At 64.6% G+C, this 20,376-nt stretch carries 16 protein-coding genes; 6 read left to right on the top strand and 10 right to left on the bottom strand.

Going from position 1 to position 20,376, the window contains the following annotated elements:
* Positions 1-171 precede the first annotated feature (171 nt).
* Positions 172-1,953 carry a DUF885 domain-containing protein gene (locus BP26_RS0101190; RefSeq protein ID WP_029918753.1) on the bottom strand — a complete coding sequence of 594 codons (1,782 nt, stop codon included), beginning with the start codon at positions 1,951-1,953 and terminating at the stop codon, positions 172-174.
* Between the two features lie 171 nt (positions 1,954-2,124).
* Between BP26_RS0101190 and BP26_RS0101195 the strand changes: the two genes are divergently transcribed.
* A complete protein-coding gene (locus BP26_RS0101195) occupies positions 2,125-2,631 on the top strand; it encodes an MgtC/SapB family protein (RefSeq protein WP_036515775.1) in 507 nt (168 codons plus the stop codon).
* A 91-nt stretch (positions 2,632-2,722) separates the two neighbouring features.
* On the opposite strand, the gene BP26_RS0101200 is transcribed toward BP26_RS0101195, so the two are convergent.
* The 4 genes from BP26_RS0101200 to BP26_RS0101215 all read right to left on the bottom strand — a co-directional run bounded on the left by BP26_RS0101200 (position 2,723) and on the right by BP26_RS0101215 (position 6,600).
* A complete protein-coding gene (locus tag BP26_RS0101200) occupies positions 2,723-4,165 on the bottom strand; it encodes an alkaline phosphatase family protein (RefSeq protein ID WP_051747986.1) in 1,443 nt (480 codons plus the stop codon).
* A gap of 218 nt (positions 4,166-4,383) precedes the next feature.
* Positions 4,384-5,073: a glutathione S-transferase family protein gene (locus BP26_RS0101205; RefSeq protein WP_029918756.1), complete on the bottom strand. Its 690-nt coding sequence runs from the start codon at positions 5,071-5,073 to the stop codon at positions 4,384-4,386.
* Positions 5,074-5,138: 65 nt separating this feature from the next.
* Positions 5,139-5,885 (bottom strand): SDR family oxidoreductase, encoded by a 747-nt coding sequence (locus BP26_RS0101210; protein WP_029918757.1) that lies wholly within the window; start codon positions 5,883-5,885, stop codon positions 5,139-5,141.
* A 22-nt stretch (positions 5,886-5,907) separates the two neighbouring features.
* Positions 5,908-6,600, bottom strand: coding sequence for a histidine phosphatase family protein (locus BP26_RS0101215; RefSeq protein WP_029918758.1), 693 nt, complete (start codon positions 6,598-6,600; stop codon positions 5,908-5,910).
* A 204-nt stretch (positions 6,601-6,804) separates the two neighbouring features.
* Here BP26_RS0101215 and BP26_RS0101220 point away from each other — a divergent pair, with 204 nt between their 5' ends.
* Positions 6,805-7,572, top strand: coding sequence for a DUF4397 domain-containing protein (locus BP26_RS0101220; RefSeq protein ID WP_157572298.1), 768 nt, complete (start codon positions 6,805-6,807; stop codon positions 7,570-7,572).
* Between the two features lie 81 nt (positions 7,573-7,653).
* Here the strand turns inward: BP26_RS0101220 and BP26_RS0101225 are convergent, their stop codons facing one another.
* The 5 genes from BP26_RS0101225 to BP26_RS0101245 all read right to left on the bottom strand — a co-directional run bounded on the left by BP26_RS0101225 (position 7,654) and on the right by BP26_RS0101245 (position 14,813).
* On the bottom strand, positions 7,654-8,886 hold the full coding sequence (locus tag BP26_RS0101225) for an acyl-CoA dehydrogenase family protein (RefSeq protein WP_029918760.1): 1,233 nt from the start codon (positions 8,884-8,886) through the stop codon (positions 7,654-7,656).
* 164 nt (positions 8,887-9,050) lie between these two features.
* Positions 9,051-10,970 carry an N-acyl-D-amino-acid deacylase family protein gene (locus BP26_RS0101230; RefSeq protein ID WP_036515777.1) on the bottom strand — a complete coding sequence of 640 codons (1,920 nt, stop codon included), beginning with the start codon at positions 10,968-10,970 and terminating at the stop codon, positions 9,051-9,053.
* 107 nt (positions 10,971-11,077) lie between these two features.
* Entirely contained in the window at positions 11,078-11,497 is a 420-nt protein-coding gene (locus BP26_RS0101235; protein WP_029918762.1) for a MerR family transcriptional regulator, read from the bottom strand.
* Positions 11,498-11,655: 158 nt separating this feature from the next.
* Positions 11,656-14,154 carry a DUF1302 domain-containing protein gene (locus BP26_RS0101240; RefSeq protein ID WP_051747988.1) on the bottom strand — a complete coding sequence of 833 codons (2,499 nt, stop codon included), beginning with the start codon at positions 14,152-14,154 and terminating at the stop codon, positions 11,656-11,658.
* Between the two features lie 200 nt (positions 14,155-14,354).
* On the bottom strand, positions 14,355-14,813 hold the full coding sequence (locus BP26_RS0101245; protein WP_029918764.1) for a DUF6918 family protein: 459 nt from the start codon (positions 14,811-14,813) through the stop codon (positions 14,355-14,357).
* Between the two features lie 69 nt (positions 14,814-14,882).
* Between BP26_RS0101245 and BP26_RS0101250 the strand changes: the two genes are divergently transcribed.
* From BP26_RS0101250 to BP26_RS0101265, 4 genes are all read left to right on the top strand, one after another.
* On the top strand, positions 14,883-16,259 hold the full coding sequence (locus BP26_RS0101250) for an ABC1 kinase family protein (protein ID WP_245611664.1): 1,377 nt from the start codon (positions 14,883-14,885) through the stop codon (positions 16,257-16,259).
* 240 nt (positions 16,260-16,499) lie between these two features.
* Positions 16,500-17,822, top strand: a complete 1,323-nt coding sequence (locus tag BP26_RS0101255; RefSeq protein ID WP_029918766.1) for a DUF1329 domain-containing protein — start codon at positions 16,500-16,502, stop codon at positions 17,820-17,822.
* A 79-nt stretch (positions 17,823-17,901) separates the two neighbouring features.
* The gene (locus BP26_RS0101260; protein ID WP_029918767.1) at positions 17,902-18,396 is read left to right on the top strand and encodes a DUF2505 domain-containing protein; all 495 of its coding nucleotides are present in this window, start codon (positions 17,902-17,904) and stop codon (positions 18,394-18,396) included.
* 120 nt (positions 18,397-18,516) lie between these two features.
* The gene (locus BP26_RS0101265; protein ID WP_245611665.1) at positions 18,517-20,340 is read left to right on the top strand and encodes a DUF885 domain-containing protein; all 1,824 of its coding nucleotides are present in this window, start codon (positions 18,517-18,519) and stop codon (positions 20,338-20,340) included.
* The last annotated feature ends 36 nt before the right edge of the window (positions 20,341-20,376 follow it).

Raw genomic sequence — 20,376 nt, forward strand, 5'->3', positions numbered from 1 at the left:
GCCGTCCGCGCACCTCCGCGGCGCTTTCCACCCACTTTCAACCAGCGCTGCGGCCGCCCCCAAAAGCACCACCAATCGCACGCTCACTGCATGCGTGCCAACAAAAACCCTTGGCACGCATGGCACGCATGGTGTTTTCCGCCATGCGTGCCAGAGTGATCTATAGCAGCCTTACTGCGCCTTCCCCTGCATCAACTGCTCGATCAGCTTCACCGGCGAACTGCCGTAGCTGAGGAACTGCTCATGGAAGCGCTTCAGGTCGAAATTCGTTCCCTGTTCCTGCTTCAGCTTCTCGCGGAAGTCATAGATTTCCGAGTAGCCGGCGAAGTAGCTGGTGAGCTGCACGCTGCTCAGCTGCACCCGGCGCCACTTGGCGGTGGCCTCTTCCTGCGACTGGAAAGCTTCATGCGTCAGGAGCTGGATCGCATCCTCGCGGCTCATGCCCAGCACATGCACGCTGTAGTCGAGCACGGTATTGGTGACCGAGCGCAGGTTCCACTTCGAATACATCAACCAGGCTTCCGGCGTATTCCCGCCGTAGCCGGACTCCAGCATCATGCGCTCGCTGTACACCGCCCAGCCCTCGATCATGGCGCCGTTGCCGAAGATGCTCTTGATACGGCTGGGCGAGCGGTTGGCGTAGATCAGCTGCACGTAATGGCCGGGAATGGCCTCGTGGATGATGAATACCGGCAGGATCCACTTGTTGTACTCGCGTAGGAAGCTCTCGACCCGTTCCGGGCTGTAGCTGTCCAGCGGCGTGACGTTGAAATAGGTCTTCGCGGTCGGATCGTACGGCCCCGGCGCCTCGATGCCGGCGATGGCCACGCCCTGCTCGTAGGCCGGCGTCTGCCGGATCTGTAGCGGCTTGCTCGGGTCGAGGTCGATCAGCTTGTGCTCGGTGACCCACTGTTCCAGCTCGGGGATCATCTGCTCCACCGTGCCGACGAAGTTCTCGCGCGGCGCATGCTGCTCGGACATCTTGTTGATCAGCTGGCCGATCTTGTCGAAGCGGTCCGCCGGCTTCGGCGCATCCGCCATGTACTTCGGCCACAGCTGGTCGGCCAAGCCGTCCATTCGCGACACCAGGCGCTCCTTCTCCAGCTTGGCGCGCTGGTACAGCGTCTCCGCCGTGCCGCCGGACTGGATGTCGTAAGCGAACTTGCGCTCGTACAGCTCGCGGCCGAGGCGGAAGGAGCGGGCCTTGTCGTCCTGCGCCAGCTCGCCATCCAGCGTCTTCAGCCAGGCGACGTAGTGCTGCATCGCCTTGCGCGCCGCCGCGATGCGCGTCTTGAACAGCGCGCGCTCCGCCTTGCTCAGCCCGGAGCCGGCGATCTGCTTCTCCAGCTCCGGACCGAACACGTCGAGCGCGCCCTGGTTCTGCTCGATTCCGAGTTGCGTATGCTCGCGTGTCGGATTGGCGATGTCATGTTCGGCCGCGGCATAGTAAGCCGGCACTGCGGCCAGGCGCTTCAGCACCGTACGCAGCCGCTGCTCCAGCGGCGCATAGTCGGTGTTGAGCAGCAGGGCGAAGGAGTCGGCCACGTTGTAGCCGGAAGGATCCCACTGCCAGTCGCGCAGGCCGTCGATGTGCCAGCGCTCGGACTCCAGCTCGTTCTCCAGCAGTGCCTGGTCGGTGCGATGGGCATCGTCCAGATCCTCCGGCTTGTAGCTGCGCAGGCGCGCCAGCTGTGCGTCGAGGAAATGCAACTCGGCGGTACGCAACTTGGCATCCGGTGCAGGCAGCCTGTCCGCCACCTGGTAATAACCCACCGCGATGGCCGCGTCCGGATGCAGCGGCCAGTAAGCCTTGAAGAAACGGTCGCCGAATTCCTCGGCGAATGCCTGGTTGGCATCGGTGCTTGGTGCCGTCGGTGCCGCCGAGGCGGCGCCGTGGACCAGGGCGGCGGCAGTCAGCATCAGCAAGGCCAAATGACGTGGCAGACGCATCATCGAATCTCTCCCGAAAGTTGTGAACCGCCTGGACGGCGCTACCGCGCGATCCGGGCCATGCATGGCCGGCGGATGTATGGGCGGAAGTCTACACAGCTTGCTGCAGGCGAGGGGGAGCCTTGGGGCGGTACACTGTGGGCCGGACAGCACCGCCAAGGAAAGAGCCGCACCATGCTGAATTACGACGCCGGATACTGGCTGGACATGTCGCTGCGCATCGGCCTGGCCCTGCTGGCCGGTGCCTTGGTCGGGGTCAACCGTGATCTGCACCGCAAGTCCATCGGCCTGCGTACCCTCGGACTGGTTTCCCTCGGCGCCTGCTTGCTGGTACTGACCGTCAGTCAATACGCCCAGCAGCATGGCTTCAACAGCTCCGATGGCGCCAGCCGCGTTACCCAGGGTATCGTCTCCGGCATCGGCTTCCTCGGCGCCGGTGTGATCCTGCGCGGCCCCGACCAGATTCACGTCTACGGCCTGACCACCGCCGCCGCCATCCTGGTTGTCGCCGCCCTGGGCATCGCCTGTGCCCTGGCCGAATGGCCGATTCTGATTGTCGGTTTCGTCGCCACCCTGTTCCTGCTGATCGTCTGCGGCCCGATCGAACACGCCATCCAGATACGCATCGAACGGCACGAGGCGGATGCGGCGGCCAAGGATTCCCCTCGGCGGAAGGCCTAGCCGGCAAGTCTTCCTTCATTCTGGGCGCGGCGAAGAATCCGCCCTGTCCATCGCAGCTTCCGCTGCGGCGGCGCAACTGGGCCGCGGTACGTCAGAACCCGTACTTCTTCCCCAGCGCCCGCAGATCGGCCAACTCCTTCTCATGCTCCACCCGGCGCTGGTCGCTGACGCTGAGCTTGCCGAGGATCGGTTTCAGGATGGGACTGAGCGGATCGTCCGCCCCGAGCAGATCCCCGATCGGCAGGCAGGCATCGATGGCCAGCCCACCGAATGGCCCGAGCGGCACCTTGAACGAAGGCGCATAGCCATTGGGTGGATTGCTGAAGTCGAGGGCATGGGCGATGTTGATCGAATCCGCGCGCGCACCCAGCGGCGCGAAACCGAAGCGCCAGGCGATCATGTTCAGGATCGAGTTGGGGTCATACTGGTTGTGGTCGACCACGCCACGTCGCGCGCGTGGCCCGATCAGCACGCAGGGCACCCGGCAACCAAGTCGGCCATCGTTGCCGGTAGCGGCGAATTCCTGTGCGGTTACCGGAGCGTAGGGCGGCGGCACATGGTCGTAGAACCCGCCCCATTCGTCGTAGTTGATGATCATCAGCGTGGTGGCCCAGTGCGGCCCTTGACGGATGGCGTTGTACACCTGGTTGAGAAAGGCCTGGCCATCGCGCACATCGGCATAGGGATGGTCGTCGCGCGAAATGCCGATCAGTTCATGCACGTCGGTGCCGACGTTGTCGACGAAGGTCAGGTCGGCCAGCTTGCCGCCGGCGACGTCCGATGCGAACTTGCTGAATTTCTGCGAGAAGCTTTTGTACTTGCTGCCCCAGAGCGCGGTATAGGACACATCCTCGTAGTAATAAGCCACGCTGCGCCCGGCGCCGAGCATGCGGTCCCACACCGTGGGCAGGGTCGAGACCGTGGTGGTGTTGGTGATGCGGTCGGTCTGGCCCGCATGCATGTAGAAGCGGTTGGGTGAAGTCGGCGCCAGGATGCCGCTGAAGTAGCGGTCGCAGATGGTCCAGTTATCGGCGCAGCCCTTGAAGAAGGGCAGGCTGGCCGCCGTGTAATAGCCGATGGGAAAGGTGTCACCCTTGGGCTGGGTCAGCAGGAAGCCGTTCATGGCGCCGTCGTTGATCTCGGTGCGTCCGCCTTCGTAGCTGTGGTCGGGATCGGCCAGGAAGCAGTTCTGGTAGCGCGGCGCAAGGTCGTGCGTCTGGTAGACCTTGCCGGAGGCGTCCTTGAAGCTCAGCCCGGCCTGCATGCCGTCGGCCCCCGGCACCCAGCCGAGGAAGTGATCGAAGGAGCGATTCTCCATCATCACCACCACGATGTGGTCGATGCCGCAGGTGGCCGGGTCGGGCAAGGCCGGCAACGCACTGGTTTTGGGAGTGCCCGCGCCCTGTGAGTTCAACGCCAGGCCGCCGACGGCCGCCGCCGCGCCGGCGATGAAGCGCCGCCGGTTCGAGTCGATGGTTTCTGCCGATGCATCAACGGGTGTGTTGCTGCCCTTGCCGCGCTTGCCTGCTGCCATCGCAGATTCTCCCCTTGCCATGCCGGGCCGCTGGATTGCGGCGGTGCCCGATCCTTCCGGCCTGCTGCGACGGGGCGTCAGCGGTCTGCGTCTATGCGCTCTGGATGAGATCGGGCGGCGAGGGGATTGTCATGCCGCTGTAATATTTCTGCAATATTCGGATTCTGCTGCTGCGATGCAGCAAAAACACGAAGTCCGCTATGTCTTCGTGAATCGCTTCAGCCGTTCATCCCGCCACAGCGCGCATACCAGGCCTTGACCCGGGGAAACGACAGGATGCGCTCCGCCACATCGCTGGTGCGGATCATCTCGTCGAGCTGTGCCACCACCGCGATGTCGCCGATGGTTAGCGCCTCGCCGGTAAGGAACGGTTGCTCCAGCAGCAGGGTGTCGAGATCCTGCACGTGTTGCAGCAGCATCTTCACCACCTCGACCTTGGTGTAATTGCCGAGGCCCTGGTTGCCGAGCTTCTTCGGATAGCGCCGGCTCAATACCAGCTTCACCACCGCGCGCTCCCAGCGCGGACGACCGGTGCAGACCAGGTCCAGCGCCTTCTCCATCGCCACCGGATCGAGCATGCGCAGGTACAGTTCGTAGAAATACAGCGAGGTCCCCGCCCAGTCCTCCAGCAGGCGCGACTGCGCCAGCGCCTGCGGATCGGCCGGGTAGAGCAGCCGGTCGGGGTGCTTCTGGTCGAGGAAACGGGCGATGTGCGCCGAGTCCTGCAGGCGTTCGCCGTCGTAATCCAGCACCGGCAGCTTGCCGGCGGGCGACAGCTTTGCAGCCTGCAATGCGCGCAGGCCGTTGTAGTTGACCACCTGGTAACTCAGGCCTTTGAACTCGAGGCAGCGCCGGATCTTGTTGCAGAACGGCGACATCACCCACTGGTGCAGGACGATTTCGGACACTGGCGCTCTCCCTTGTATTCGAAGTCGCCTCGGCAGCCGCCCGAGGCTCTTCCCCGCATCCTACATCAACCCATGCGGGCAACCAGTTGCAGCGGCAGGTTGCGCATGGCGAACCCCATCACGTTCCAGGGCCACGCCGGCACGCAGGCTTCGGCCTTTTCCTTCTCGATGGCCGCGACCAGGGCGCGGCAACCGGTGGCGGTATCGACCATGAACGGCGTCTTCTTCACCTTTTCGTTGATCTCGCTGCGGATGTAGCCGGGATACAAGGTGGTTACCTTGATCTTGGTGCGCATCAGGTCGGCGCGGATGCCCTCGGTCAGCGCCGCCACGCCGGCCTTGGTGGCGGCATAGGTGGTGATGTTGCCGGGCATGCCGCGCATGGCGCTCATCGAGGAGATCATCACCAGGTGGCCGTGACCCTGCTTGCGGAAGATCTCCACCGCGGCTTCGCACTGCGCCAGCGCGGCGACGAAGTTGGTTTCGGCGGTCTGGCGGTTGGCCCAGAAGTAGCCGGTGCCGACCGGCTTGCCCTTGCCGATGCCGGCGTTGACGATGATGCGGTCGAGCCCGCCGAACTCCTCGGCGAACTCGCGGAACACGGTGAAGACCTGCTCGTAGTCGTTGACGTCCAGCGGCTTGATCGAAACGCGGATGGCGGGATTGAGCGTCAGCAGCTCCTGCTTCAATTCCTCCAGCCGCTCGGTGCGTCGAGCGCACAGGGCCAGGTCGCGGCCCTTTTTGGCGAATTCGCGGGCCATGCCGGCGCCGAGGCCGGAACTGGCGCCGGTGATGAGGATGTTCTTGCGCATGGTGATTCTTCGGCTCGTCGGATCAGCGGTAGGTGATGAGTTTATGCTGCGCGCCCTCGAAGTGGGCGTGCTCGTTGAGTGTGCTGAGGTAGCGGGCGCGCTCGCTGTAGATGATCTTGGTCACGCCGCAATTGGCCAGCGTGAGATTCAATCGGTAAGCCTGATGCTCGGAGAATTGCAGCAACTCGCGGCAGATGGCGCTGATCACGCCGCCGGAGGTGAAGACCAGTGCCGTCTTCGACGGGCCGAGGGACCGGATCAGTTCGCTCAGGGCGCGGTTGCAGCGTTCGCGGAACGCCGTCCAGGACTCGCCGTAGTCCGCGTCGTGGCCGCCGTCGATCCAGCGTTCCATCGCCTTGCCGAACATTTCCTGGAATACGCGATGCGGCTCCGGCATCTTCGCCAGCTCGGCCATCATCGCTTCTGGTTTGGCGAAGCGCGGCTCGAAGCGCACGATGATTTCGTCGTGGTCGTATTCGCGAAAGCCCGGCACATCGTGCGTCGGCGCCGCCAGCTGCATCGCTTCGAGGCAGCTGGCGGCGGTCTGGCGGTGACGCTTCATCGCGCCGGTGACGACCGTATCCACCTGCGGCACGCGTGTACGCAGCGCCAGGCCCAGGACACGGCCCTGCTCGACGCCGGTCGGCGACAGCTCGTCGTAGTCGGCCTTGCCGAAGGAAGCCTGGCCGTGGCGGATCAGATAGATGGCACCCATCAGGCCGGCCCGCTCGATTGTCGATACATGCCTGCTCTCCGTTTGGAGGCCACATGCTACGTGCGCGATGGCCGCTAATGAAATGCTCGTTTTGCATTGCAGGCCATGCACCGGATTCATGGCGGCGGCACGCAAATTGCAGCATCCGGCGTACCAAGATTAGGGCTTGGTTGCGAGCCCCCCAAAAAGGCCAGGAGAACGACATTGAAAACCGGTTTGATCCCCACATTTACCTTGCTCGCCGCTGCTGTCCTGGCGGGCTGCGGCGGCAGCGACGTCAGCGTGGGCAATGCCTCCCCGGCCGGAGGGTTCCGCGTGGTCAACGGCATCCCGGATTCGACCGGACTGAGCGCTAGCCTCGGCGGCGGCAATGCGACCGAGAGCACCGGCTTCGGCGCAGTCAGCAAGAACTATGTCGTGGCTACCGGCAGTTATACCGCTACCTTGAGCAGCAATGCCGAGTCCTTTCAGATCGCCGGCGTCGCCATCGCGGAAGACCAGCTGACCACCCTGTTCGGCACCGGCACCATCAGCGGCACCCATGGCGGCTTCACCGCACAGGAGTCCCTGGTCGTGCCGTCGACCGGCCAGCTGCGGCTGCAATGGGCGCATGCGGCCTATGCCGAATCACAGTCGGTGCCGCAGTTTGCCATCTATCTGATCCCCCCGGGCAGCGGCATCGCGGGCGCAACGTCAACCACGGTGCCGTTCGGGACCGCCTCTACCGCCGTGACCGTCGCCGCCGGCACCTACGAAATCGTCATTACCGACCCGAACAGCGGCAACAAGGTGGTGTTCGACAGCGGCAGCAAGGGCGTCACCCTGCCGCTGACCGGCAGCAGCACGTCTGCGTACGCCATCGAGATCGCCGCACTGGATGCTTCCGGCGGCAGCAAGGACGGCTCGGCCATCTCCGTGCTGGTGCTGCAGAACACCGGGGAAAGTCTGCCCCTGTTCAACGGCCAGAACTGAGGCTGGAGTCGACGCGGATTCGAGGAGCTCTCAGGCCGCCGCCGGCAGCGCCGATGTCGGCGACGCATCGATGACCTCAGTTCATTTCATGTAGCCGCGCTTGGCCAGCTCGATGCGCGCGATCAGGCCCTTGTGCACCTCGTCCGGCCCGTCGGCCAGGCGCAGCGAGCGCGCCTGGATGTAGAAGGCGGTGAGCGGCACGTCGCGCGACACGCCGGCGCCGCCGTGGATCTGGATGGCGTCATCGACGATCTTCTGCAATACGTTCGGCGCCACCACCTTGATGGCGGAAATTTCCGTCATCGCGTTGAGCGCGCCGACCTTGTCGATCTTCCAGGCCGCGTGCAGGGTGAGCAGGCGCGCCTGGTCGATGGCGATGCGTGCCTCGGCCACGCGCTCGCGGTTGCCGCCGAGGTTGAGGATCGGCTTGCCGAAGGCCGTGCGCTTCATGCCGCGCGCGATCATCAAGTCCAGCGTCTGTTCCGCCGCGCCGATGCAGCGCATGCAGTGGTGGATGCGCCCCGGCCCCAGGCGCCCCTGGGCGATTTCGAAGCCCTTGCCCGGCCCCGCGATGATGCTGGACAGCGGCACGCGCACATCGGTGAAATGCACCTCGCCGTGACCGTGCGGCTCGTCGTACTCGCCGAACACCGGCACCATGCGCTTGATCTCCACCCCCGGCGCATCCAGCGGCACCAGCACCATCGAATGCTGGTGGTGGCGATCCTTGGTCGCGTCCGGCGTCAACGCCATGAAGATGGCGATCTTCGCCCGCGGATCGCCGATGCCGGAGGACCACCATTTCTTGCCGTTGAGCACCACGGTGTCGCCTTCGACCACGGCGGTCGCCTGCATATTGGTGGCGTCGGAGGAGGCGACGTCCGGCTCGGTCATGCAGAACACCGAGCGCATCTCGCCGGCCAGCAGCGGCTTCAGCCAGCGTTCCTTCTGCTCCTCCGAGCCGTAGCGCCACAGCACTTCCATGTTGCCGGTGTCCGGCGCGTTGCAGTTGAAGATTTCCGGCGCCATCAGGCTGCGCCCGGTCTCTTCCGCCACCGGCGCGTATTCCAGGGTGCTGAGGCCGCCGCCGAGCTTGTCGTCAGGCAGGAACAGGTTCCACAGGCCTTCGGCCCTCGCCTTGGCCTTCAGTTCCTCCACCAGCGGCGGGATGGTCCATTCCTTCCATTCGCCGCCCTTGCGCGCGGCGAGCAGGCCTTCCCAGTGCTGCTGCTCCACCGGCAGGATGTGCTGGCGCATGAAGGCCTTCACGCGCTTGATGATGTCTTTTGCCTTGGGGCTGGGCTCGAAATCCATGGGATGCTCCTCCTGCGGGAGTGCACATCCTAGGCGCCCGCGAGTCAATCATGAAATGATCGTTTTTGATTGCCTGCCATGCGCCGGATTCATGGGCGGCACGCTCCGTCCCCCCCGGCTTTTTGTCACCCTTTGATGCGCTCAGGATGACGGGGAGACGACGGTTACGCCGCTTCGAGCAACGGCGGCCTCGCCACCGCCAGCGCCAGCTCCGCCGGATGATCTTTGGCCCGCAGCACCCGCCCGAAACGCTCGCGCGAGTAAGCCTGGGTGTAAACACCCTCGTTCCACGCCAGCTTGCCCGCGATCATCACCTGGGTTACTACGCCCTGCGGCCGGTTTACCAGCTGTTCGCAGTCGAAGATCTCGCGGCGGATGTATTCGATGGTGCTTTCCGGCTGCCACTGCCGCAGCATCTGCGGATCGACCACGCACAGATCGGCTTGCATGCCGGGCGCCAGGGTGCCGACGTTGAGGCCGAAGAACTCGGCCGGCAGCCGCGTCATGCGCTGCACCGCCACTGCCACCTGTTGCAGGCCATCCTCCTGCGCGATCTTCAGGGTGCGCAGGTTGCCGTCGTAGAAGGCCATGTTGGTCAGATGCGCGCCGGAATCGTTGAAGCCGGGAAGATTCAACGGATGGAACAGCAGCTTCTTCACCACCGCCGGATCGCGATTGGCGGTGGTGGTGTGCCAGCGCAGCCGGGTATCCCATTGCCGCAGCAGGTGCAGGAAGAAATCGGCATCGTCGCCGGCCGGAGTGGGGAAAGTGGCGAAGAAGGCGGCCTCTTCCTCGTTCAGCGCCACGCCCGCGCCGGATTGCCAGGCGAGCAGGCGGCGGTACGCCGTTTCCAGCGTCTCGCCGTTCCAGCAGGTCAACGGGCAGGATTCGACGTGCATGTCGTCGAGCCGGCGGCTCAGCACATTGTCCGCGCGTCCCAGCAGGCGTTTGAGATTGGCCAGATTGAAGCCGCGCTTGCCCTTGTGCCACATGGCGCGGAAGGCGCGGGCGTATTCCGGATCGTTGAGGATGCGCAGGCGCCCGGCGTGGTCGTCCAGTTCGCACTCGTTGAGCACGCGCAGTTCCGGGATCTCCTCGGCGATCGGCGTGATGACGCCGTCGCTCCACAGCTTGAACGGCGCCGACAGGGCCTGGAAGCGGAACAGGCCGCCGACCAGCTTCGAGTTGAGCAGGCGCGACAGCGCCATGCCGAGCTTGGCCAGGGAATGATTGGTGTGCAGGTCGATCGCCGCCACGGCGGTGGTCTTCAACCGGCGGCCGTGGAGACGCCCGCTGCTCAGCAGGAAGGTGCGCAGCGTCGCCAGCGGGCTGTCCTTGGGCGGCGTGGCCTGCCACACCCGGTCCCAGCGGCGCACGATATCGGTCAGCAGCTTCAGCTCGCTGAACGGGGCGAACTGGGTGGGAATCTGCTTGCGCGTATTGGGCCGGTTGGCCAGGTAATGGAAGGGCAGGGCGTCGGTGGAGAAGCCGGCATAGCCTTCCTGCATGCCCTTCTCCAGCAGCGCCGACATCCGCGCCAATTCTTCCGGCGTCGGTTCACGGCTGACCGAAGCCTGCAGGCCCATCACCTCGATGCGCAGCATCGAGTGGGGAATCATCGGCATTACGTTGGGGCCGAGCGGCAGCCGCTCGAAGTGCTCCAGGTAGGCGGCGGAATCGTTCCAGTTCACTACGTCGCCCACCTTGCGCAGCACATGCTTGGGCACGTTCTCCACCCGCGCGAAGCAGTCGACGATGGGGTCGTCGCCATTGCGCCGCTGGTTGCCGTAGGCCACGCCGAGCGAACAGTTGCTCATCACCACCGTGGTGGTGCCGTGGCGCACCGCTTCCGGCAGCTCCGGCGCCAGTTCCACTTCCAGGTCGAGGTGGGTGTGGATGTCGAGCAGGCCTGGCATCAGCCAGCGGCCCGCGCAGTCGATGACGGTGGTTCCCGCCGGGGCGGAAAGGTTCTGGCCGAGTGCCGCGACGCGACCTTCGCGCACCAGCAGGTCGGCCAGTTGCGGCTCTTTGCCGCTGCCGTCGAAAATGGTGGCGTTCCTGAACAGGGTGGGGTTCGCATCCATTGCGCATCCTCTGGTGTTTTCTTTATCTACACCTTAAGGCCTGAGGATGGTCCCACCTAGTAGGAACATTGACCTAACCATGATGGGGCGGCTGGGGCGAATCGTCCTCATGCGGCGGGTTCGTCGAGCAGGGCCTGGATGATCGGGCAGCCGCTGACCTCGCCGTGGCCGGAGCAGTGCCCGGCGTGGTGGGCCAGCACCGAGCGCATCTTTTCCAGCTCGCGGATGCGCGATTCCAGGTCGGCGACACGCTTCTGCGCGATCGCCTTGACCTTGCCGCGGTCATGGCCGTCCTCGGTCAGCCGCAGCAGTTCGGCGATGTCCTCCAGGGAAAAGCCCAGGGTCTTGGCGCGGCGGATGAATTGCAGGCGCTGCGCATCGGCGGCGCCGTAGAGGCGGTAGCCTCCGGCGGTACGCGGGGCGGGTTGCAGCAGGCCCTGGCGCTCGTAGAAACGGACGGTGTCGATATTGACGTCGGCGGCCTTGGCAAGGCGGCCGATGGTGAATTGGGCAGGATGATTGGGCATGTGGGTATCCCGGAAATCTGACGGGCAGCTTGAAGTCTGGAGTCTACTCCGGGCTCAATGGTTCTGCTTCGATCTGGATCGCTTGCGCAGCACACAGCAAAACGCCCCACCGCTGAGCGATGGGGCGTCGGGAAACAACGCTCAAATCCGGCGCCGCGTCAGAATTGATACTTGACGAACGCCTGCGCAAAGTCACGATCAGACAGCACGTTCTGGTCGCCGCCACCCCAGTACCAGGTGTAACCGACGTTGAACGACAGCGAGGCCTTGTAGCGGATCTCGTAGAGGGAGTCGATTTCCTTGCGGCCGCCGACGAATTCGAACGCCGGACCGGGCGAAGTGCCCTGGATGTCCTGGGAGAAGAGCAGGGTGGGGTGAATGCCGATGTTCGGCAGCACGTTTTCGTAGCTGCCGATCACCACCACGCGGTAGCCCCAGGCGAACGACTTCACGAAATCGCTGATCGGCTGCTGATGCGGATTGAAGCGCAGGCCGTCGACGCCGTAGGAGCAGTCCGGGATATTGGAGCAGGCCAGGCGGGAGCGGTCGGCGCCGCTGCCGTCGGCGCCGGCGGTGGCGCTGAGCGGGGTGTTGGGGCCGTCGATCTGCAGCACGCTCTTGTCGGGTAGGTTGGGGATGATGTCCGCGCCGACTTCGCCCAGCACGATGATCTGGTCCGCGCCGAAGGGGTTGTCCGATGCGCCGAGCACCTTGGTTACGCCGACATCGAGCTTGACCAGGCCGAAGCGCTCGTAGCCCTGGATGTAGCCGGGGTTCTGCCGGTTGAGAGGCTTGGTGTAGTCGGTCGGCGCGTTCTCGCCGACCACGCCGCCGCGGTAGGGGATGATGAAGTTGGGGAAGGAGCGCGCCGAGCCGGGCGCGGCGCCCAGGCCCAACAGGTTGAAGGTGTCGGGATACGGATTGGTACCGTTGGCGGTGACGAAATCGCTGCTGCCGTCGGAGGCGACGCCGCCGTTGGCCTGATTGGCGATGTTGAGGCCGGCGGTACCGGTGCAATGCAGGTTGACGTCGCTGCAGCGGGTCAGCGCCGGGCCGGCGGCGGCGAATTCCAGGTCCGCGATCGACACCTGCATCGGCAGGTTCGGGCGGTAGGAGGCTTCACCCTGCACCGAGTAGCTGCCGAAGGTGGTGCTGAAGCTGGCGCCGAGCAGGTCGATGTCTTCCGGATATTCGAGGAACACCTTGCCGCTGTTGAGCGGCACGGCGTCGTCCTTGCGCGAGGTCAGCAGCCCGTTCAGGCCGGGAATGCCGGGGCAGTCGAGCAGGAAGGCGCCGAGGCTGTTGGCGTCGTTGCCGCGTGAATTGCCTTCGCGGCGGGCGCAACTGGCCTTGAGGGCGAAGAAGCCGACGTAGGGCAGGCGCGAGTGGTAGTGCTCGAAGTACAGCGCCAGGTCGGTGCCGTTGTTGAGCTCGTCGGCATAGTAGTCCAGCTTGACGCCGTACTGGCCGCTGGTGCGCGGATTCATGTCGGGCGAGCGCCCGGCATAGGTGGTGGTGTAGGTGATCAGGCCGAGCGGGCTATCCAGCGGCGTGCCGATATTGCTCGGATCGTCGGCGCTGGTGCCGAAGGCCAGGTTGGCGAAGTGCCCGGCGCCGTTGGTGCCCAGGTCGTTGGAGGAGAAGTAGCTGCCCGGCGCCGGTGCTTCCAGCGGTTGCCATTCGAGCTGGTAGAAGCCCTCCAGGGTGGCATTGGAGAACGGCTCGAAGCTGAGGAACACCTGGTTCAGCGGGATGAAATCCTCTTCCAGCTGGTTGCCGACGCGATAGAAATTGTTGCCGTTGATCGGGTTCGCCTGGTTGATGCTGTTGAATACCAGGGTGGTGCTCTCGCCCCAGTTGATCACCTGGCGGCCGAGCTTGAAGGTCAGCTTCTTGTCGTCCGTGAAGGGAATCGGGATCTTGCCGTAGATGTAGCTGTCCAGGTACTGCAGGTTGGTGCCGACCTGCTTCAGCACCGCCGGATCGGTGCGCTTGGTGCGCTCGTAGGCGCCGACGCCGTAGAGGCGCTCGGACAACAACGGGATGTTGCCGCCGCCGATCGCGACCGGAATCTGCAGGGCCGACAGGCCCGGTACCGGCGAACCGACGCGGCCCACCGATTTCACGTTCTGCGGCGTGATGATGTCCGGGTGCCGCTCGTTGAAATCGTTGTTGACGGCGTCATAGAAGTACAACAGGCGCCCGAAGAAGCCGAAATCGCCCCAGGTCAGGGTCAGGTCGGGCGTGACCTTGGCCGGCGCCTGGAAAAAGCTGCCCTTGTTGTAGTTGAGGTCGCCGTCGTCGTGCGCCATCGAATAGGAGCCCGGCACCTGCTGCAGGCGTTGCGAGGTATAGCCCTGGGTGCGGAACACGCCCTGGCAGTTCTGGTAGACGATGAGCCCGGCCGAGCCGGGCGAGGTGCCGCAGGCGTTCGGATTGAGATCCGACTTGCCGATCAGGTCGACGTTCTGGCCCTGGGTGCGGAAGCCGACGCCGGCGGTGGCGGTGGTGTTGAGCTGGCCGTGGATGCTGTTGTCGCTGCCGATCGGCAGCGGAATGTTGAAATCGATGGCCGAGGCTGGTCCACTGATTGTTGCCAAGGCGCCGGCGGCGAGCGCCATGATGATGACGCCACGATGGAATCCCTTCAGCCGCATTACCCCGTCCTCCTTCCTTTACCGAATTCTATTGCCGGATTCTGTGTTCGCGTGGCGGCTGCACGGGCCGCGGCGCCGGCTCCTTGCCGGTCTTGCGCGCATCTTGCCGGATCAAGCTTTTGTGTCAAGCGCCATGGCGACACCGCCTGCGGGATTTCGGCAAATCCGCGCGCAACGCGTGCGCAAAAAAGCGGGACGGCTCAGCGCGCGGTACGCGGCAGGTAGTTCGACAGCAGCCTGGCGAAATCGGGCAGGGCGGCGCCGACTTCGCTCTCGGCGCCGCCGCGCAGGCGGGCGTAGACCGATTTGACGGCGGCATTCTGTGCGCGGGCGGCGCGTTCATCTGTGACCTGCAACAGGGCGCAGACCGCCGCGTCCGATCGCCCTAGCAGAAAGCAGGCAAAATCCTGCTGAGCCGGCGCGGCGACGAAATCCTGGTACAACGGGTCCAGCGCCCCCACGAAATCGGGCAACAGGGCCTGCATGGCGCGCGGCAGGATGTCCGGTCGCGCCGCCTTGAGCAGGGACAGGCTGGTTTTCATGGCGATGCCGCGCAGCCCGCCCCTGGCCGCGATGCGCCCCTCGGTCAACTGCACGCAATCGGCGACAAGCGCATCCTTGTTCTGCACAGTCAATACAATATCGGCCAGCGCCGGCATGGCGATCAATCCCTCAGTGGAAAAATGAAGCGGGAACCTATGGACTCGGGCAACATCAAAAAGCCTACCATGACGTCGATCAAGACCCGCCCCCTTGAACGCAACATTGCGTTGACCAAACTGGGTCTGGGCGCAGGCACCAAGATCGTGGCGCACTCCCTGGTCAATATCTTCCGCGGGGAAGTCGCGCGCAGTTCCGCCGACCGGGAATTCTACGAGAAACAGGCCCAGGTGCTGGCCGATGAACTGGGCCGCCTCAAGGGCAGCGTGATGAAGGCTGGCCAGATGCTGTCCCTCTATGGCCAGTATTTTCTGCCGGAGGAAGCGGTGGAGGTGTTGTCCGCCCTGCAGGACGACACCGCGCCGGTGGCCTGGCGCGTGGTGGCGCCGGTGCTGGAAAAGAATCTCGGCCGGCAGCGCCTGGCCGAGCTGGATGTCGACGAGGAACCGCTGGCCGCTGCCTCGCTGGGGCAGGCGCACCGCGCCGTGCGCCGCTCCGATGGCCTGGAACTGGTGGTGAAGATCCAGTATCCCGGGGTGGCCGACGCCATCGACAGCGACATCAAGACCCTGTCGCGCCTGTTGATGGTGACGCGGCTTTCGCCCAAGGGGCTGGACCTCGCGCCGGTCTTCGCCGAGGTGCGCGAGATGCTGTACCGCGAGGTGGACTACCAGGCGGAGGCCCGTTTCACCGAGGAATTCGCGCGGCGGCTGGCGGACGATCCGCGCTACTGCGTGCCGCGCGTGCTGTCCGAGTATTCCAGCGGGCAGGTGCTGACCACCACCTACGAATCCGGCGTATCGGCGCGCGACGCCGAGATCAGGGCGCTGCCGCAGGCGCGCCGCAACCGGCTTGGTCTGAATTTCCTCGATCTGTTCCTGACCGAATTCTTCGATTGGGGCCTGGTGCAGAGCGATCCCCATTTCGGCAACTACCGCATCCGTCTCGGCGACAAGGCCAGCGAAGATCGCATCATATTGCTCGATTTCGGTGCAACCCGCCGCTTCGAGCGCCGCTTCGTCGATGCCTACAAGGGCATCGTGCGCGGCGCCCTGCTCGGCGACCGCGCCCAGATCCTGCGCGGCGCGGATGCCATCGGATTGATGCGCGGCACCTTCCCCGAACCGGTGCTGAAGGCCTTCACCGAGATGTGCCAGCTGATCGTCGAGCCGTTCAATGCCATCGACGATCCGCGTACGCCGCCGCAACTGCGCAATGCGAGAGGCGAGTACCGCTGGGGGGCCAGCGATCTGCCGATGCGCGCCGCCAATGTCGCCGCGCGCAACGCCCTGTCGGTGCATTTCCGGGTGCCGCCGCGCGAAATCGTGTTCCTGCACCGGCGCCTGGCCGGGGTTTTCATCATGCTGGCGACGCTGGATGTGGAACTGGACGCGCGCGAGCGCCTGCTGGAGCGCCTGGGCCTGGAGGATCTGCTTGGCGGATAAAGGGTGTTGCATCCGGCAAGCATGGACCCGTGTAAACCCGCAGGCGGGCATGGCGCTGAACTTCACCCCTAACCTGACACTCAAACTCCGGGCATTCATCCATCCGGCGCCGTCCGCCGGGCGTCGGTCCGGGCGCTTCTGTCATTGGCGGACGTGCACTTTTTCTGTAGCATCGGGCCCGATAATCCAACCGTACGCTGCCGAACGGTTACAAACACCCTGTTGAGGAGAGTATTAGCGATGAAGAAACAACTCCTATTCATCGGCGCCGTGGCACTGGGGCTGTCCGCCCAGCAGGCCGCGGCCGCTGAAATGACCCCGGTCGGCGCCGAAAAGGGCGCCAACGCCGATGGCACCATTCCGGCCTGGACCGGCGGACGTGCCAAGAGCGGCCCGCTTGCCGGCGAATTCCCCCACGACGAGCAGGTCGACGGCGACAAGCCTGTCTTTACCATCACCCACGACAACTATTCCAAGTACGCCGACAAGCTCACCGAAGGCCACAAGGAACTGTTGAAGCGTTACGCCGACTACAAGATGAACGTCTACCCGACGCACCGCACGGTGGCGTTCCCGGACTTCATCTACAAGGCCACCGCCGCCAACGCTACCACCTGCAAGCTCAACGGCACGGATGAGCCGGACAATTGCACCCTGGGCTTCCCCTTCCCGGCGCCCAAGACCGGCGCCGAGGTGATCTGGAACCACCGCCTGAAGTGGCGCGGTGACGCCGCCCAGCGTTACAACAACCAGTTCATCGTGCAGCCCTCCGGCGACTACCAGCAGACCAAGATCCTGGAGCAGGTGAAGTTCTCCTACGCCAACGACAAGAACCCGGTGCCGATGAAGATCGGCCAGGGCGAGTTCCTCAAGTACCTGTCGCAGACCCTGTCGCCGCCGCGCCTGGCCGGCACCTTCATCCTGGTGCACGAGAAGTCCGGCACCGGCGACAACGGCCGCGCCGCCTGGCTCTACAGCCCGGGCCTGAAGCGCATCCGCCGCGCGCCGACGGTGCAGTACGACAACCCGTACGAAGGCACCGACGGCAACCAGTTCTACGATCAGGTCGACATGTTCAACGGCGCCCTGGACCGCTACAACTGGAAGCTGGTCGGCAAGAAGGAGTTCTACCTGCCGTACAACTCCGACAAGATCGCCGGCAACACCGTCAAGTACAAGGACATCATCCGTCCCAAGCATCTCAACCAGGACCTGCCGCGCTACGAGCTGCATCGTTACTGGGTGGTCGAGGCCAATCTCAAGCCGGGCACCAACCACACCTTCAAGACGCGCCGTTTCTACGTCGACGAGGACAGCTGGAACATCGAAGCGGTTGACGACTACGACAACAAGGACCAGCTGTACAAGTTCCAGGAAGGTCACCTGATCACCGCCCCGAACATCCAGGCGGCCTCGACCGTGCCGGAAATCATCTATGACTTCTTCTCCGGCCGTTACTTCATCACCGCCGCGTTCAATGAAGACAAGCCGGTCGACCTGACCGTCAACTGGTCGGACGACTACTTCACCGCCGCGTCGGTGCAGAAGCTGACCACCAAGTAATAGCGGCTGCTGCTTCATTACAGGCCGCCGGGCGCAAGCCCGGCGGCCTTTTGTTTAATCGAATCCCCCAAATTTCCAAATGAGCACCCAATACGAAGAACGCCAGAGTTTCAGCCAGCCGAAGGACAAGGTGCTGCGCATGTTCTGCGACCGCGCCTATTTCGAGCGCAAGTACGCGGCCAGCGGCGGCTGGGACATCAAGGTGCTGGAGCATGAGCTGAGCGCCAAGCGCTTCCGCATCAAGTGCACCTACCACCGCAAGCCGGATGCCGAAGTGCCGGGTTTCGCCAAGAAGTTCATCGGCGAGTCGGTACAGGTGACGCAGGAGGATGTGTGGGACCTGGAAACCGCCACCGGCCGGTTGAGCATCGAGATCCGCAATGCGCCGATCCGCATGAGCGCCGAAATGCGCGTGGTGGTGGAGAAGGGCGGTTGCGCCAACGTGCTGCAATGGACGCTGAACTGCCCGGTGCCGCTGCTCGGCGGCAAGCTGGAGCAGATGCTGATGAGCGAGATGCGCAACAAGGCCGCGGCCGACCTGGAGATTTCGCGCAAGCTGCTGGCTGATTACTGAAGCCGGGGTATCCCTGGCCGCCACCGGCTGCACAATGGCTGGCGGCTTCCCGGAATCCAAACCCAAACCCCGCGCCGGCGCATCTAACCTTTTATATTTTGGAAAAAAGGGAAGTCGGTCATGTCGAAAACCAATATGACGCGGGGCGCCGCCACAAAGCTGCCGCGGCTCCTGGCAGGGGCCTGTATCGGGGTATTGGCCGCCTGCGCGGCCACCGTGTCCGCCGCCGAGGCGACCGCCGTTCCCGCCTCTCCGGCCTGGGTGGCGGACAGCAACAAGGCGGCGCAGCCCCTGTTGCAGGCCATCGCGGTCTTCAACCCTGAACAGACGGCGCAGCTGGGGGTCGATGGCTATGACGACAAGGTCATCGACCTGCAGCCGAAGATCTACGAGCGCAGCCAGGCCGCCCTGCAGAAGGTCATCGACGGGCTCAATGCCCAGCTGCCGCAGGCGGCCGATCCTTCGCTGAAGCAGGATCTGCAGATCATGATCACCGCGGCCCAGCAGCAGTACGACACCAACAAGCTGCAGAACGACCTGATGCTGCCGTATTTCGCCATAGCCGGCACCGTGTTCCAGGGCGTCCATGACCTGCTCGATCCGCGCATTCCCAAGGAGCGGCAGGCTGCCGCCCTGGTGCGTCTGCGCCGCTATGCCGGCCTGGAGCCGGGCTCGACCGCGCTGACCGAGCTGGCCAAGGCGCGCACTGTGGAGCGCTTCGGCGACAAGGGCCTCACCGGCCCGTTCAAGGACGAAGTGGAGCAGGATCTGGCCGATGCGCCGCGTCTGATGGCCGGCATCGGCGAGCTGTTCAAGGGCAGCGGTCTCGCCGGTTACGAGCAGCCGCTGGCGGCCCTGAACAGCCAGATCGAGGCCTACAACGCCTGGGTCGGCAAGGAAATCGTGCCGCGCTGCCGCGCCGACAACCGCCTGCCGCCTGCGATCTACGCCGACAATCTGAAGCAGTTCGGCAACACCGTGCCGCCGGAGGAACTGATCCGCCGCGCCCTGCTGTCGTTTGCCGAAATCCGCAACGAGATGCGCGCCCTGGCGCCCCTGGTGGCGAAGCAGAAGGGCTACAAGTCCGGCGACTACCGCGATGTCATCCGCGAGCTGAAGAAGGCGCAGATCACCGGCCCGGCGATCCTGCCGTTCTACCGCAAGCGCCTGGCAGCGATCGAGGACATCCTGCGGCGCGAACACGAGATCACCGTGCCGCAGCGCCATGCCGTGATCCGCCTCGCCACCGAGGCCGAGTCGGCGCAGATTCCGGCGCCGCACATGAGCCCGCCGCGCCTGATCGGCAATACCGGTGAATACGGCGAGTTCGTGCTGCCGTTGAAGACGCCGGGCAAGGCTGGTGAAAAGGATCTGAAGACCGACGACTTCACCTTCGATGCCGCCGCCTGGACCCTGACCGCGCATGAGGCGCGGCCCGGCCACGAGTTGCAGTTCTCGGCGATGATGGACCATGGCGTTTCCATCGCCCGCGCCGTGTTCGCCTTCAACAGCGTCAACGTCGAAGGCTGGGCGCTGTACTCCGAAGCCGAGATGAAGCCGTATTTCCCGCTCGACGGGCAGCTCATCGGCCTGCAGCATCGCCTGATGCGCGCCGCGCGTGCCTTCCTCGATCCCATGGTCAATCTCGGCATGATCACGCCGCAGCAGGTGAAGCAGTTCCTGATGGACGAGGTGGTGCTGTCGGAGGGGTTGGCGAAGGAAGAGACCGACCGCTATACCTTCCGCGGGCCTGGCCAGGCCACCTCGTACTTCGTCGGCTACCAGGCCATGATGGAAACGCGTCAGCGTGCGGAGTTGCAGCTTGGAACGAAGTTCAACAAGCAGCGCTTCCACGACTTCGTCATCGCGCAAGGCTTGCTGCCGCCGGGGTTGTTGCAGAAGGCGGTGCTGGAAGTGTTCGTGCCGGCCGAGCTTGCCCGCTAGTCGTTATCCATGCGGCAGGCCGTCACGGGCCTGCCG

The organism is Nevskia soli DSM 19509, from assembly GCF_000711955.1.
GTDB classification, from domain to species: Bacteria; Pseudomonadota; Gammaproteobacteria; order Nevskiales; family Nevskiaceae; genus Nevskia; species Nevskia soli.

What these genes read in the sequence shown, in the direction of transcription:
- BP26_RS0101250 (WP_245611664.1), top strand. Translation starts at nt 14,883, where the DNA reads ATGACGTCGATCAAGACCCGCCCCCTTGAACGCAACATTGCGTTGACC.
- BP26_RS0101195 (WP_036515775.1), top strand. Translation starts at nt 2,125, where the DNA reads ATGCTGAATTACGACGCCGGATACTGGCTGGACATGTCGCTGCGCATC.
- BP26_RS0101225 (WP_029918760.1), bottom strand. Translation starts at nt 8,886, where the DNA reads ATGGATTTCGAGCCCAGCCCCAAGGCAAAAGACATCATCAAGCGCGTG.
- BP26_RS0101210 (WP_029918757.1), bottom strand. Translation starts at nt 5,885, where the DNA reads ATGCGCAAGAACATCCTCATCACCGGCGCCAGTTCCGGCCTCGGCGCC.
- BP26_RS0101235 (WP_029918762.1), bottom strand. Translation starts at nt 11,497, where the DNA reads ATGCCCAATCATCCTGCCCAATTCACCATCGGCCGCCTTGCCAAGGCC.
- BP26_RS0101265 (WP_245611665.1), top strand. Translation starts at nt 18,517, where the DNA reads ATGTCGAAAACCAATATGACGCGGGGCGCCGCCACAAAGCTGCCGCGG.
- BP26_RS0101230 (WP_036515777.1), bottom strand. Translation starts at nt 10,970, where the DNA reads ATGGATGCGAACCCCACCCTGTTCAGGAACGCCACCATTTTCGACGGC.
- BP26_RS0101200 (WP_051747986.1), bottom strand. Translation starts at nt 4,165, where the DNA reads ATGGCAGCAGGCAAGCGCGGCAAGGGCAGCAACACACCCGTTGATGCA.
- BP26_RS0101190 (WP_029918753.1), bottom strand. Translation starts at nt 1,953, where the DNA reads ATGATGCGTCTGCCACGTCATTTGGCCTTGCTGATGCTGACTGCCGCC.
- BP26_RS0101245 (WP_029918764.1), bottom strand. Translation starts at nt 14,813, where the DNA reads ATGCCGGCGCTGGCCGATATTGTATTGACTGTGCAGAACAAGGATGCG.
- BP26_RS0101240 (WP_051747988.1), bottom strand. Translation starts at nt 14,154, where the DNA reads ATGCGGCTGAAGGGATTCCATCGTGGCGTCATCATCATGGCGCTCGCC.
- BP26_RS0101255 (WP_029918766.1), top strand. Translation starts at nt 16,500, where the DNA reads ATGAAGAAACAACTCCTATTCATCGGCGCCGTGGCACTGGGGCTGTCC.
- BP26_RS0101215 (WP_029918758.1), bottom strand. Translation starts at nt 6,600, where the DNA reads ATGGGTGCCATCTATCTGATCCGCCACGGCCAGGCTTCCTTCGGCAAG.
- BP26_RS0101260 (WP_029918767.1), top strand. Translation starts at nt 17,902, where the DNA reads ATGAGCACCCAATACGAAGAACGCCAGAGTTTCAGCCAGCCGAAGGAC.